Here is a 14,274-nt window from a genome sequence, read left to right on the forward strand (position 1 = left end):
TTCTAGGGATTGCATCGACTGCAGGCTTTGTAGCCCTCTGCCTCTGCAGCGGCTTTGGAGTCGAGCAAAATTTGATTGTGAGATGCCGGCAACGACGTACAGCTGTCCAAATGATAGACTTTAGAGTTCTTGTTGCCGATATACACGTGTGCCGTTTTTGTCGGCTCTTTTTTAGCTTGTACAGTGCCTTTGACGGTTCGGACTTCAAGGGCTTCGCCGTCACTATCGATAATCACGGTGCCGTTGAGGTCGTTTCGATACACATCGATACCTGCCAGGCGCTCGGTTATCTCTTTGTGTGGGTGTCCGTAGCGGTTGTCTTCACCGAGCTGGATAACCGCGATGTCCGGCGAAACCGCCTTGAGGAAATCAGGGGTTGTGGACGAATGGCTCCCGTGATGCCCTACTTTTAGAACCTCTGCATCTAGATCCAAGCCCTTCTCAATCATCTCAGTCTCTGAAGCGGCTTCGGCATCTCCTGTTAAGATGAAATCCTGTGTGCCGTAAGTGACTTTTATGACGACGGAAAAATTGTTGAGGTCGTCGTACGCGTCTCCGTTAGGGGCTAAAACAACAAACGATGCGTCACCTAATGGATACGTGTCCCCCACTTTAGGCGCCACGACTTCAAGTGTCTTCTGCTCAATCACGTCTAGGAGTCTTTCAAAGGTCTTTGTGGTCTGTGCAACAGGTGGCATAATGACAGTACCGGCGTCGTAAGTGCTTAGTACCGCGCTCATACCGCCAATATGATCTGCATGGGGATGTGTTGCGACGACGTAATCGAGCGTTGTGACCCCGTTTTTAGCGAGGTAATCGACTACTTCGTCCGCCGCATCTCTGTCGCCGGCGTCCACGAGCATACGATGACTCCCCTGCTCAATCAAGATGCTGTCGCCTTGTCCAACATCGATAAAGTGCATGCTGAAGGTTGTATCGCCAACAGTTTTTACGGTTTTTACCGTGTTGTCCAATGGCTTGTCAGCGGCCTCAATTTGTTCACAACCCGCTACAACCAGAAGTAGACAAATGACCCACATAAGTGTTTTAAAACGTTTCATAACCAACCCTTTCTGTCTTTCTATTATAGTCATTGTTATTATAACATACAAACGTATGTTCTTGTGTTACAAATCGATGTCGATAAAGTCCGCTGCCGTCTTTTCCAATTGATTGAGGTCGTGAATATACCGCTGAGCAGTTTGCATGTGTTCCCAGCCGTAAGACGCCATGCACATTTTTATATCGGCACCGCCGTTAATGGCCATTGAGGCCGATGTATGTCTGAGCCAGTGTGTCGATATGGACTTTTGTATCCCCGCTTTAAAGGCTGTTGCCTTGAGCATCTTGCGTACGTAGCGGTCTGAAAGCGGTTGGTGGTAACGGTTGGTAAACAAATACGAGGTGTCGGCGGCATTGAGTTCAATGGGCAGGTCTTCTGCAATGCGGTGGGTTTTAATGAGCTGCCAAACGGCGGGGGTGATTTTGACCACGCCCTTTTTATTGCGCTTTCTAATGACTTCAAGGCCGATATGGCCGCTGAGATCTCTAAAAAAGTCACACCATCGAATGCCGACGAGTTCACCGGCTCTGAGACCTGTGGCAAGTAGGAGAACGCCGATGAGGTGGTTGCGCCGGTGAGGTTTTAGAGCGTCGAGCAATTGTGACACTTCCTCTTTTGTCAAATACCGATGTTGCGTCGTCACCTGCACCTTAGGGCGAATCACCGCCTCCATGGGATTGACTTCTAAGTAGCGAATTTTGACACCGAACTTAAACAGCGACGATACAATGTTCAGTTTACGCGCCACAGTGGCATCGGCGTACGTGGGCACATGCGCTTTTAGGCCCTCGCGGTAAGCGAGACATCTTTTAAACGTCACTTGCGACAACAGCGTACTTGGGTAACCTATAAAGTTGAAAAAGCGTTCCAGCTCCATTTTGTAATTGCGGTAGGTATTCTCCGAACGCTGGCGCTTATTTTCTAAAAACAGCACCACCAGTTCTTCGTCCCCTTTTATATCGTTAGACAACGGCGCCACCGCGCGGTTGATTTTTTCAGGTAACATATAAAATCTCCTTTTTCAATTTGGTTCCGAAAATCTAAAATTATCGGAACCATTTTACTTTATCATAAAACTGCGCTTTTTTCCAGTCAAATGCGATTAAATCATAGATAATACATATGTAATATGATATAATATATATGTGTTATAAAAGAACTTGCATTAAACAACCGTTGTTCAGGAGGTTAAAAAAATGGACCAAAATCATACGACACCGACGACACAATCTTTAAGAATAGCGCCAATAGACAAAGAGTTGTTCGTAGAAATATCCAAACAATTGGGTATCCCCCATCACGAGAGCTTTTCAAAAATGGTGGGGCTCTATAAGGACATGTACGCGCTGGAGGACAAAGCGCCTGAGCGCTTGGCACAAGTTAGAGAACTTCAAGGGCTCTTCGAGCGCCTTCTGGGGATTTACGAAGAAGTGTTTACCGGTAACGAGCAGCTGAACAAACAGATGGTCGAACAACATGCCAAGGCGTTGCAGTTAAAGGATCAGGTGCTTGAGAAGAATCGGCGTGATATGGAAGACGTCAGCTCTCAGAAAGCGACGTTAGAAGAAACGCTGAAATCGAAAGAATCAGAGATTGAAAACTTAAAAAAGCAACTGAACACCGCTCGTGAATCCCTTGAAAAAAATGACCAGTTAAAAGCGTACAAAGATGCTTTGGTCGAATCGCTTCAAAGCGAGCTGGCGTTAAAGGCACAGCATCTACAAAGACTCGAGGAAGAGGAAAAAAAGCGCTCTGCTTTTTTAGATGCCAAAAAAATGACGCTGGAACAATTGGTTACCGCCTACGAAGGGGCGATCGACGACAAGCAACACCTTTCGGATACGGTTGAAGTACTCAAATACGATTTGAAAAATCAAAACGACACCATCAAAAAACTTAAAGAACATGCGTTGCAGTTAGAGCTTCAAAACAAACACACAACCACCGTTTCCGAATCGAAAGACGAAGCTCTGGAAGCCCTAAAAGCCAAACATGCAATCGATTTAGAACAAGTGAAAGCCGAATACAAAAACTTATATGAGTCACAAATTACTCTTTTAAAAGAAACCTTTTTTCAGTTTAGAGCGGCGACACCTGAAGTGAATGAAGAGGTCGCTCATAAAAAAAACACACCTTAAATGGTGTGTTTTTTTTATGTTAAGCTGGATCGTGCAACATTTTTTCAAAGCGCTCTGCCCATTCGATGACTTCAGAGTCCTCGCGACGGTCTACCGGAACATCTGCTTTTATACCGAAAAGCCATCTGATAAATCGCGGCAAGCCCTTCTCCCCACTCACACCTTTAAACATGCCCAACAATACAGGATGGACTGCGGCACTGGCGGCGTCTAAACTCTTTTCAATACGTGTGTTCACTATTTTTCGACCTGCGCCAATTAAGTAAGACATAAAAAACAAGGCGGTCGTTTTTTCCCGTAACACCTCCTGATGGTCTTGCACATAAGCTTGAGCGGTTGGGTGCCACTGCATGCCGTTTATCGGCGCACCGATTACAACAGCGTCATAGGTCTCCAGTTTGACCGCTTCGGCAATAGGCGCAACCGTGACCTCGTGGTTTTCCCGCTTTAAGACTTCAGCCATAATTTCGGCGGCAAGCTGTGTCGTTTGGGTACGGGTGACATAAAGTATCAATATCCGTTTCATAAAAGTCCTCTTTCTCGTCTCTCATGTATCCTTCATTTCTTTACCCGTTTTTCACCGACTTTAAAACAGGACTATTTTATCATATCTTTTGAGGCCATGTGTTTTAGTAGCAATTGTTACATACATAGAGGACACTTCGCGGTAAACTGATTACAGATAATAACTTACAACGATTTAAGGAGGCCATACAAATGATTCAAAAAGAAATGACTATTGGAGAACTCGTACGCAAGCACCCGGAAGCCATTGCAACTTTGCAAAGCTTCGGTATGGGGTGTGTCGGCTGCCCGTCAGCACAAGCGGAGACTATTGAAGAGGCGGCACTGGTACACGGTCTCAAATTGGATGCGCTGATGGAAGCGCTGAATAAGAGCTTATAAGGAGGACGACATGAGTGCATTCTTAGGCCCGGTTCACCACTGGCTTTACAATAAACTAATATGGCAGGAAAATTTACTTCAGACGCTTTACCGCACATTTCCTGAGGCATTAGAAGACGTGGAATCACAAGCGGCAACACAGTATGGAAAAGCGACTTTCGAACCCCTTGAAAGCGTTATCGATACCGGCAATATTCACGGATGGCTTCAGACGCGTATCGATAGCCATGAGCACCGAATGGCTTTTGCTATTATGAAAGCGCTGGACAACCGCGTGGACCTTGAAGACATTAAGGCGCTTTTTACAGAAGATGGCTTAAAGGCGGGGAAACAAGTTGAAAAACCCGTAACGCCGGAAGCACTTTACAACACGATGAACAACTTCCTTCTCGACGGAATGCCGTGCGATCGCGTGAACATCCCTATTACAAATACCTCAAATGAAGTCATTTGGGAAAGACGCCTCTGTCTTCATGCACCTATTTGGGAGGCTGTCGGTATTGATCCCCAGATTTTTTATACTTTGCGCTCGGCGTGGCTTAATGCCTACACCGGCGAAGCGTATAGGTTTGCTGAAATATCAAAAGGCAAATTTGCATTTGTAAAGGAGGCTTAAGTGAAAAGCATCGAACTGATGAAGGACGAACATCGCATGATTAAGCGCATGCTCACCGTGATGAAACAGGCAGCCCTTCGTCTCTACACTGAGAAAACGGTTTCGACCGATGATTTCAAAGAAATGATCGATTTTGTCAGACAATTTGCCGACGCCCACCACCACGGGAAAGAAGAAGATTATTTTTTCAACGAAATGGTTGCAGAACTCGGTGCACCAGCTGAAAAACTCGTTACACACGGCATGCTTGTCGAACACGACCTCGGGCGGCTTTACATGTCGACTCTCGAGGCAGCTTTAAGCCAGTATGATTCAGGCCAAGAGGCAGCGGCCATCGACATCATCGGCAATGTCGTCGCCTACACAGATTTGCTTACTCGCCATATAGAAAAAGAAGACGATGTGGTATTCAGTTTTGCCGACCGAGGGTTTAAAGAAGAGACACGCAGTAGAATTGAATCGGCTTTTGAAACTTATGAAGCGGCACATGCAGAGGTTAGAGAACGGTATACGGCTCTGTTGGAAAAACTTGAAACACGTTACCTATAAAAAACAAGCGACGGCTCAAAAAGGCACGTCGCTTGTTTTGTACTCAATCCAATAAAGTTTAAGCTGTTTCAGCATCTGAAGCTTTGAAAGCTTCAATAGCGGCTTTTAAACTATCGTGATGCCCTTTCAACGCTTCAAAAGTCCAAGTATCTGAATCGCTGTTCAGATAGAGTGTTGCCGAAGAGACTGCTGCGGTCAAAGCCAAAACTTCCGCTTCACCGGCGTTGTGTGTGCTGACCAAAAGAGCGTTGCCTTCATAAATCAATGTGCGAATAGAAGCTTCAATACCGTCGTACAAAGCGTCGACATACACTTTTGAAGCATCTAAAAGCGTGTTAAACGCGCCTGTCGTTAATACTTCCCCGTTTACTGTGTATTTGGCGTAATCGAGTATCAAGTTGTTTAACTCTGTGCTCGGCGACGTCTCGGCATGTGCTTTAAGGAGAACTTCAATACCTTTTAAAGTGTTGACAGCAGGTTCTCCTAAGATAACCGCATTTTTGAAAGTCATCACTGCTTTTTCAAGCGCTTCTTGAGCTGCGAGGATAACCACGTAATCGTCTTTTTCTGAGTTAACCAGTACAGCCTTTGCAGCGATAATGGCATCTGAAAGTTTTTGGTTGCTACCTGCGAGGATTTCCCCGGCATCGGTGCCTTCGACGTAGCGGTAGGCCACTTGCGTGTCGCTAACTTTTACATACAGCACTGTTTTTGCCGCCTCAATAGTTGCATTTAATTGTTCACGAGCGTCTTTAAAATCTTCGGCTTTTGTAAAAAACGCGTCGTAGCGTTCTTTAGTTAAAGGAACCGTGGACGTTCCATCGACAAAAGGTTTCATTTCGTCAATTAAAGCTTTGTACTTCGGATAGTCTGCATATTGGTCATAAGGAGGTTCAAAGTAAAGTGCGCCGTAAGCCAACAATTCATTGTAAAGCGCTTTGACGAGCAATAGTTTGTCTTCACCATAGATAAGCTGATTTTCTAATGTCAAAATAGCTGTTTTAAGTTTTAAAGTCATCGCTTCAACGACTTCAACGCCTTCTTTTGCGTAATTGTCGTAAAAGGCCTCTACTTCTGCAAGGAGAACTTTAAAATTTTTAAGTGCTTCTCCTGCATACGCAGACGCTTCTGCGGCATCGTAATTTTCATGCGCTTGATCAATAAGCTTCTTCAGCATTTCTAATGCCTCTTCTTCAGAAACCGGCGGCTTCTCATCTTCTCCTAAACGTTTGGCTAACCCGTAAGGAAATTTCCCCTCTTCATAGAGCTTGGCAAGCCCCGGAGGTAAGTCGTCACGTTTCGATAAGCCTGGCGGTAACTTCATCCAAGCCTCTTCACCGATTTCGACCATGTATTTGAGTTCTTCTTTGGCGGCTTCCTCAAACGAGAACGTTTCGTCGTCTGACTCAGATACGTCATTCTTCTTTTCCTGCTTGTTTGCAAAATCAGGCTTGCCTTTGTTTTCTTTTGGGGCTGCGTATAGAATATTTGCTGTTGAACCAATGACGAGTACACCGGCCAACATGACCGCTAGTATTTTTTTCATTTAATAGCTCCTCTCTAAACTTTAATTAAGGTTTACCAGGGGCGTCTGTTTTTTCAGGTTTTCCAGTCTCCGCCGGCTTTCCCGTATTCTCAGGTTTCCCTGTGTTCTCAGGTTTCCCCGTGTTTTCAGGCTTCCCCGTGTTTTCAGGCTTCCCCGTGTTCTCAGGTTTACCCGTATTCTCAGGTTTCCCCGTGTTTTCAGGTTTACCCGTGTTTTCAGGCTTCCCTGTGTTCTCAGGTTTCCCCGTGTCCTCAGGCTTCCCCGTATTCTCAGGTTTCCCTGTGTTTTCAGGTTTACCCGTGTTTTCAGGTTTACCTGTGTTCTCAGGTTTCCCCGTGTCCTCAGGCTTCCCCGTATTCTCAGGTTTACCCGTGTTCTCAGGTTTACCCGTATTCTCAGGTTTACCCGTGTTCTCAGGTTTACCCGTATTCTCAGGTTTACCCGTGTCTTCAGGTTTACCCGTGTTATCAGGTTTCCCTGTGTTTTCAGGTTTACCCGTGTCCTCAGGTTTACCCGTATTTTCAGGCTTCCCTGTAGCCTTCGGTTGATCGTCTTTCTGCATTGCCCTTTGTTCTTGGGCTGACTTTAATTTGTCGCTGTAATCGATTAGATTTTGAGCCCCTTTGTAATGGTCCATAGGTTCGTCTAGGGCGTCAGTGACCAAATGGTAATCAACGGTCTCAGATGACGTCGCCAGTTTTTCTTCCAAACTTTTAGCCATCGCTGTATTCTTAGAGGTCGTCACAATGTAAACCGGCGTGTCTGTCGATAGATACCCCGCATCGTCAATGGTATCGATTAGCGTCGCAACAGCGCGTTTTGCCGATTGATGATTCAACGAAACCGTTTGCAAAAGCGTGTCGCCATCGGCATTTACACCCTCGACGCCAATGACCCGTTCAAATCGGTTGAGGGTCATCTGGACACTTGGGTTGACTTCGAGCATCACCTCGTAGTATGGCGTCATATAGGCCAGCGTACCTGTGGCAAAGAACGCCACCAAAAGTGCTGCTACCGCAATAAGCGGTTTAAAACTAAGCGGTTTAACGGTGAGCTCTTCACCCACCTGATACTGATTATTTTTCATTTTGACAACTGTACCGTCGTCTCTTAAAGCAGCGATATACTTGCCCCTTACCTCCACTACAACAGCCTTCATAGTACCCCCTCCTTTCTGTAATCATTTAGGTATTCCGAGAGATAAGGAAAATCACCGGACAGTATAACGGTTGCTGCTATTATATATCTACGATGCCGTTCAAGAATTTTTCGGGGTACCTGTGTATTTTTTTCTATAACCGCAAGGGGCAGTTGATGCGATGCCTCCATTTCTTTAATCAGCAAAGGGGTTTTCAGTAAATATTGGACAGCCTTTCGACAAGCGTTCTTCGTCTTTCGTGCCTTTGGTGAGACTTTGGCAAGCCCCATAAAGTCAAAGCCGTAAGCGTTCAGGGTTTGGGAGACGGCTTCAATCTCCTCTTTAACGGTTCTGCTGTTGGGAGGTGAAGGCATTTCAGGCAATACGTCTGTCGGCATTTCAGGGGAAAATTTTCCTTGTGACCTAAAATAGTCAATGAGGCGGTTTTTTACCACGAGGTTTGCATAGGGATAAAAAGCACCTTTTTCAATGGCATAACTGGCAATACACTCTGAAAATGCAATAAGGACAATGGACCATTCGTCATCGCTCTTAGTGATAAAACGCCCTGTTGTCTTGGACGCCAAACGAATTAAATACCCTTCGTGTCTGTGTATAAACTGCTCTGTTTCTTTTTCGGATGTTCTGATACGAACCACTTCTCTGTCAATTTCTCTCATTTTCGAGTCGCCTCCATTATATATAACATATACACCGTTTTTGAAATTGTAAAGCTTATTCCGCAAAAAAAAGAGGACTTTCGTCCACTTTATACACGCCAATCGGCAAGTGCGTCGCTGTAACGCTTATTGGAATCAAGACCGAAAAAGCTAAAAATTTCACGGCGGATGGCGGTGTTGTCAGGATGCCTCAAATCGTTCCGACGCCTGTATTTTTCCCAGTACGGCGCATTGCTACCGGCGTCTATACAAGCGCTGAGTTCTGAGGTGCCTTCGATATCAAGGTGAAAGCCGATAGCTTCGTTTCGGTACGAGCCGTGTTCAAGATACGGCTCCAGTAGCGAGGCGTCCTGTGTTTCACAAAAGATTTCACCCCATTGTAAATAAACAGTGCCGCGATCCTTGGCGCTAATGCTTCTGCCAAATGAAATAGGAAAATCGTATGCCTCAGGTTTCAGAGGCAGATGCCCCATAATTTCAAAATCGCCATAGAGCAAGTTGTTGTCGGCGATGTGTTGCGCAGGCATTGCGCTGAGTCGATCCAGCGACTCAATGGTCGCACGACCGTCGTCGATGATGTGGTAGATTTTCACCGTCACCGGTTGCATAGGCAGATTTGCAAGACCGTAGTGTTTGTGTGCCTTGAAATCCGGGCTTTTTCTCAAACGTCCAATGTCGAGAAGCACCCTGCCATAACCGTAAGTGCGCCTACCGGTTTTAAATCTGAAAAAATCCCCCGCTTTAAAACGATGTCGTTTGCGTTTGGCGGATTTGAAGCGCTCAACCGTTTTTAAATCTGTCGCCGTCGTCTGGGCGACATAATTGGCTACCCATGCCATAAGTGCCTCGTAACTCGATACCCTTTCTTTATCAAAGAGCCCGACGCCGTAAAGCGCTCGCTGTGTCGTATAGTTACCGATGACGATGCGCTCATCGCGTGTGTACGAGAAGTAAACACCCTGAGGCTTACAACGGCTCAAAGTAGCCGGCGTTAATTTTTGGTGCTTGCCCTTCGCCGTTTTAGGCAATAACGTGTGTCGCCCTTCTGTTTTGAGCTCTAAGAGCTCTTCCCGATAACTGTCGTCAGTGACAGACAATCGCCTTTTTACCGTATCGCCGTCGAAATACAAAAAAAGATGCGCGTTGAGTGCAACGCGCTCCCAGTCTTCTGGAATCGGCGGAAGACCGAAGAAAGGTCGTGCGAAGTTGCTCAACTCAAACGCCGGGACGTAGGCTTCCTCGTCCAGCGTCTCGACTTTAGACAGTTCGACAGCAGTTGCCCGTACGCTTTTTTTAGAAAAGGGGCTATCTGCTTTTACCGCATGCAATTTTAAAAGCGACAGCGTGTGTGTCGGAAAAGCAGGCCATTTTTTAAGTCGCATTGACGACAGGTGAAGCACTTTTAGGTTCGGTAGAGAAGCAATTACCTCTAGCCCCTTCGTGTATTTGACAATAGAAAGGCTTTCAAGCAAGGTCAGTGAAGCGAGTACAGCAAGGTCTGGTCTGGTGGACTTCCCCCGCCCTATTGTCAAGTTCTTAAGCGCCTGCATCGACTTGAGCCCCTCAAAAGTCGTTAGAGAATCGACAGTGAGCATCAGCGATTCAAGTGACGGCAGCACAGGCCAGTTGACGATATCAGATGCTTCTATGGTTAGGACCCTCAGGTGTTCTAAAGCTGTCAACTTAGACAAATCGAGGGGGTGACGTCCCGCATACAGGCGAAAGGTTATTTGAGAAAATCGAGACAGCAACATTGTATCTGCAGCTTTAAGTGTTTCAATGGAAACTTCGGGAAACGCGTCGGCACGAACCTGTAAAATGACGCTATTGCCATCGATACCACTTTCTTCAATTTCCTTAAGAGCTTTATGAAAAAAAGCCGTGTCGGCATAAGTGATTTCTAGTCGCATAGTGACTACCTCCTCCTCTTTTATCGGCAGTATGCACGCACTTCTTTACCCGCTGTTTAGGGCATTTGACGCATCAAAAAGGTGTCTCGCGTTAAACATTCGCGAGAAACCTTTCGGCTCAAAGCTTGTTGTCTACAACATTTGATATATCAAAACGCTTTTCGCTGACGGTGTCTCGCGTTAAACATTCGCGAGAAACCTTTCGGCTCAAAGCTTGTTGTCTACAACATTTGATGTATCAAAACGCTTTTCGCTGACGGTTTCTCGCGTTAAAAATTCGCGAGAAACCTTTTGGCTCAAAGCTTGTTGTCTACAACATTTGATGTATCAAAACGCTTTTCGCTGACGGTGTCTCGCGTTAAACATTCGCGAGAAACCTTTTGGCTCAAAGCTTGTTGTCTACAACATTTGATGTATCAAAACGCTTTTCGCTGACGGTGTCTCGCGTTAAACATTCGCGAGAAACCTTTCGGCTCAAAGCTTGTTGTCTAGAACGAGAAAAAACCACCATCGGTGGTTTTTAATCTATAAGCCCATAGCGACGACGGCGGCAAAAGCACCGTAGGCAATGGCAATTCCCGCGAACACGTCGCTGGGATAATGAACGCCTAAAATCATTCTCGAACAGGCGACGCCTGCTGCCAAAGTGATGAAAAGGCCTCCCAAAGGCGGGTAATACTGAACAAAGGCAAAAGCAATAGCAAAAGCCGTTGCCGTATGTCCCGACGGAAAAGAATTCTGACATTTAGGCGGCAGTATGGGAACCGCCTCTTTGCATACGAGATATGGGCGGGTTCGCTTAACCAATCGTTTTACGCTTTGCACGGCAGCCTGCGTCAGAACGACAGTGCCGACGAGTCCCCAGTGCTTAGTAGCAGCAGCCCACACACAGAGTCCAAGTGCAAAGGGCGTTGAACCGAGCTGTGTCGTCAACATCATCAACCATTTAATCGACTGGTGCGTCGCACTTTGATTCAACTTCAAGTACAAGTACCGATCGCTTTTTTTGAAATATTCAAGCATGTTTGCCTCCAAAAATAACTTCCTTAACAGCGTAACATGCTAAAATTGCAATCGATTTAAATTCAGGTTAAAATTCTATAAAATCCGACTGACCCCTAGTAAGATATACAAATGCGCTGGATAGAAGACATAAAAAAACCATTTGCTCGAGCGGCCTTTTTTGCCGTTGTACGCTAAAATCAACGGGAGTGCAAGCCACATGAGCCACTGATAATTTATGATAAACAGGTTTTCAAAAGTCAGACCTGCACTAGCGTAGAGGGCAAACAGTCCAAAAGAAAAAACGCTGTAGAAAACACCGATTTTCCATTTGGAACACCTCACAAAGTAAAATCCAACACCTAAAAGTATAAAAATTGGGCCGCCCTCGACCATAAGGGGTGTGGGAACAAATGTGAACAACACTTTAAAGAACTGAAAATAGCCGAGCGCCATAGCTTTTAGCAAGAGAATACTTAAGCCAAAAGGCAATCCAGCGAGAACTGAGTAGCCGGCACAAGCCCACCAAGATTTTGCTCTTATGGACTTCACGAGGCCTTCGATGACGTGGATAAAGAAGCCCACTAAAAACAGCGTCGCAAAGATGTTGTTGATGACCATCGCCCCTTCGGGATGCGGAAAATAGCTGTTGACAACGCTGTTCATTACCGCCATAATCACAGATGCTGCGTAGAGCCTGAACAGGTATCTAAAGCGGCTCCGCGTATACGCCATGCCATTTGCCGTCATAAAGATGAAGATCGGCGCCGAAAGACGCCCGATAATGCCGAACCAATAGGGAATACCGACTTGAGCAGCGAGCATATAGTGGACGTGATCGAAAACCATACAGATAAGCGCGAACATTTTTAACTGGTAATTGGTGAATCCTTTTTTTAACATAAAAAACCTCTCCTAATATAACCGTATTATTGAACACCATTGATTATACAGGAGAGGGTCTTATTAAAAAATCGAAAGGGCTTACACCTTTCTTACATTTTTGTACGGTTAAGCGCCTGAGCGCGTGCCTTTGGAAAAATACAAATTGAGGAGACGGCAGTTGAAGCCATCTTTATCCGTATGTTTGATGGTGTAACCGTTGCCATACAAATTCTTGCGTTTGGCCTCGCCAAAGTAGAAATCAAAGACCATTTGGTGCAAGGTCTTCTTGTAGGCATTTGAGTAGGGAAACTTGTATTTGGCTCTGCCGGAATCCGTTTTGGGAACTCTCAAACGGGCCTCTTTCAAAAGCTCCAAAAATTCATCGGAGTAATCGACAAAGGCGGGCTTTTCGATGCCGTCTATGTGAATTTCAATTGTCGTCTTTGTCACATATAGTGTCACTTTCTCCAATTGGATAACGTCTCTTTCGATGTCTTTCATGCTGGTCAAAACCCCTCTATTTTTATTGTAAAACAAGAATTTTAGTATAATAAAATATAAGGCGCCTGTCAAGTTGAAAGCTTTTTGAAAAAGCCGTCGAGCACGTCGAGTGTGCGGTCGATATCTGTCTCGTCGAGAACCAGTGGCGGCTGAAAAGCCAACACATTTCGGTCGAGGCCATTTTTGCCGATGATTATCCCCGCGTCTAAGGCAAACTCCAAAGCGGCATCGGTTACGGCGGCATCTTTGAGCTCGGCGCCTAACATCAGCCCAATGCCTCGGACGTCGGCAATCCAACTAGGGTACCGCGTCATCAAGGCCTCAAGGCCTGTTTTGAGGCGATTGCCCAATACCGCTGCACGTTGGTTGAGGTCTTGTGTCTCAACATACTTCAGAACAGCCAACGCCATCTTTGCACACACAGGATTGGCCCCTAGTGTCGATGCCGAAGGTCGGTTGAACTGAGCGGCTATGCGCTCAGTGGTACAAGCGGCAGAAATAGGTAAGCCGTTGCCTAAGGCTTTAGCCACTGTGAGGATGTCCGGTACGACGTCAAAGTGCTCTATTGCAAACCATTTGCCTGTTCGCGCAAAGCCCGTTTGTACTTCGTCTACAATCAGTAAAATGTCGTGGGCATTTAAAAGTTCCGACAGCTTCTTAAAATAGGTGGCGTGTGGCACCTGTATGCCGCCGTTGCCCTGTATCGGCTCGACAATCAAGCCGGCGATACGGTCTGCACCGACGGTTTTTATCAGCGCTTCAATTGAGGCAAGAGATGCCTCACCAGCCGTTTCAGGGTCACACGACGCAGAAGCATAGGCCTTTGCCAAGTGAATTGACGACATGAGATGCGGGTCGGAACGCCACATGGGGATTCCCGTGGCACTCATCGTCTGGTACGTTCTACCGTGTAGGCCGCCTTCCAAAGCGATAAAGTCGCTTTTACCGGTGTAGAGCTTTGCCATTTGCATGGCCGTCTCGTTGGCTTCAGACCCCGTACAAGTAAAAAACGACCGGTCGAGCGCACCGGGAAGGACGTGGCTAAGCGCTTCTGCCAACTCGACAATGGGTTGGGTCAAATAGATGATGCTCGTGTGTTGAAGCGTCTTTAGTTGTTCAATTGCCGCTTCTGTGACAGCCGGGTTGCTGTGACCGCAGTTCATTACCGAAACCCCTGCAAAGAGATCGAGGTACTGTCGGCCCTCCGTATCGTAGAGGTACTGCATTTCCCCGCGTACAAACTGCGGTGGCTCGTTGTAAAACTGCACGCAATTCGGCGGACACAGATAGCGCTTTTTCATATTGATTATTTTTTCAGGTCCATAATAGCCCATTGACGC

15 protein-coding genes are annotated in these 14,274 nt (G+C 46.3%); 4 read left to right on the forward strand and 11 right to left on the reverse strand.

Going from position 1 to position 14,274, the window contains the following annotated elements:
• Positions 1–2: 2 nt before the first annotated feature.
• Both ACR6HW_RS01460 and ACR6HW_RS01465 read right to left on the reverse strand, forming a co-directional pair.
• The gene (locus tag ACR6HW_RS01460; RefSeq protein WP_455729393.1) at positions 3–1,061 is read right to left on the reverse strand and encodes a ComEC/Rec2 family competence protein; all 1,059 of its coding nucleotides are present in this window, start codon (positions 1,059–1,061) and stop codon (positions 3–5) included.
• Between the two features lie 66 nt (positions 1,062–1,127).
• On the reverse strand, positions 1,128–2,069 hold the full coding sequence (locus ACR6HW_RS01465; protein WP_455729394.1) for a tyrosine-type recombinase/integrase: 942 nt from the start codon (positions 2,067–2,069) through the stop codon (positions 1,128–1,130).
• Positions 2,070–2,259: 190 nt separating this feature from the next.
• On the opposite strand from ACR6HW_RS01465, the gene ACR6HW_RS01470 reads away from it, so the two are divergent.
• Complete coding sequence (locus ACR6HW_RS01470) at positions 2,260–3,201, forward strand: coiled-coil domain-containing protein (protein WP_455729395.1); 942 nt, start codon at positions 2,260–2,262, stop codon at positions 3,199–3,201.
• A 19-nt stretch (positions 3,202–3,220) separates the two neighbouring features.
• Here ACR6HW_RS01470 and ACR6HW_RS01475 read toward each other — a convergent pair whose 3' ends face one another.
• On the reverse strand, positions 3,221–3,727 hold the full coding sequence (locus tag ACR6HW_RS01475; protein WP_455729396.1) for a flavodoxin domain-containing protein: 507 nt from the start codon (positions 3,725–3,727) through the stop codon (positions 3,221–3,223).
• Positions 3,728–3,918: 191 nt separating this feature from the next.
• Between ACR6HW_RS01475 and ACR6HW_RS01480 the strand changes: the two genes are divergently transcribed.
• Genes ACR6HW_RS01480 through ACR6HW_RS01490 form a run of 3 tightly spaced genes read left to right on the forward strand, consistent with a single transcriptional unit; the run spans position 3,919 to position 5,272 of the window.
• Complete coding sequence (locus ACR6HW_RS01480) at positions 3,919–4,107, forward strand: DUF1858 domain-containing protein (RefSeq protein WP_455729397.1); 189 nt, start codon at positions 3,919–3,921, stop codon at positions 4,105–4,107.
• A gap of 10 nt (positions 4,108–4,117) precedes the next feature.
• A complete protein-coding gene (locus ACR6HW_RS01485) occupies positions 4,118–4,723 on the forward strand; it encodes a hypothetical protein (RefSeq protein ID WP_455729398.1) in 606 nt (201 codons plus the stop codon).
• Complete coding sequence (locus ACR6HW_RS01490; RefSeq protein ID WP_455729399.1) at positions 4,724–5,272, forward strand: hemerythrin domain-containing protein; 549 nt, start codon at positions 4,724–4,726, stop codon at positions 5,270–5,272.
• A gap of 58 nt (positions 5,273–5,330) precedes the next feature.
• On the opposite strand, the gene ACR6HW_RS01495 is transcribed toward ACR6HW_RS01490, so the two are convergent.
• The 8 genes from ACR6HW_RS01495 to ACR6HW_RS01530 form a co-directional block, all read right to left on the reverse strand.
• Complete coding sequence (locus tag ACR6HW_RS01495; protein ID WP_455729400.1) at positions 5,331–6,818, reverse strand: hypothetical protein; 1,488 nt, start codon at positions 6,816–6,818, stop codon at positions 5,331–5,333.
• Positions 6,819–6,843: 25 nt separating this feature from the next.
• Positions 6,844–7,977 (reverse strand): anti-sigma-I factor RsgI family protein, encoded by a 1,134-nt coding sequence (locus tag ACR6HW_RS01500; protein WP_455729401.1) that lies wholly within the window; start codon positions 7,975–7,977, stop codon positions 6,844–6,846.
• Positions 7,974–8,636 carry a sigma factor gene (locus ACR6HW_RS01505; protein WP_455729402.1) on the reverse strand — a complete coding sequence of 221 codons (663 nt, stop codon included), beginning with the start codon at positions 8,634–8,636 and terminating at the stop codon, positions 7,974–7,976. The genes ACR6HW_RS01500 and ACR6HW_RS01505 overlap by 4 nt, the downstream gene beginning before the upstream one ends.
• A gap of 89 nt (positions 8,637–8,725) precedes the next feature.
• Complete coding sequence (locus tag ACR6HW_RS01510) at positions 8,726–10,546, reverse strand: Imm26 family immunity protein (protein ID WP_455729403.1); 1,821 nt, start codon at positions 10,544–10,546, stop codon at positions 8,726–8,728.
• Positions 10,547–11,071: 525 nt separating this feature from the next.
• A complete protein-coding gene (locus tag ACR6HW_RS01515) occupies positions 11,072–11,569 on the reverse strand; it encodes a phosphatase PAP2 family protein (protein ID WP_455729404.1) in 498 nt (165 codons plus the stop codon).
• A 75-nt stretch (positions 11,570–11,644) separates the two neighbouring features.
• Positions 11,645–12,451: a TraX family protein gene (locus tag ACR6HW_RS01520; RefSeq protein WP_455729405.1), complete on the reverse strand. Its 807-nt coding sequence runs from the start codon at positions 12,449–12,451 to the stop codon at positions 11,645–11,647.
• A 108-nt stretch (positions 12,452–12,559) separates the two neighbouring features.
• Complete coding sequence (locus ACR6HW_RS01525; RefSeq protein WP_455729406.1) at positions 12,560–12,934, reverse strand: hypothetical protein; 375 nt, start codon at positions 12,932–12,934, stop codon at positions 12,560–12,562.
• 68 nt (positions 12,935–13,002) lie between these two features.
• On the reverse strand, positions 13,003–14,268 hold the full coding sequence (locus ACR6HW_RS01530) for an aspartate aminotransferase family protein (RefSeq protein ID WP_455729407.1): 1,266 nt from the start codon (positions 14,266–14,268) through the stop codon (positions 13,003–13,005).
• Positions 14,269–14,274: the final 6 nt, after the last annotated feature.

Source organism: Fusibacter sp. JL298sf-3, from assembly GCF_053842995.1.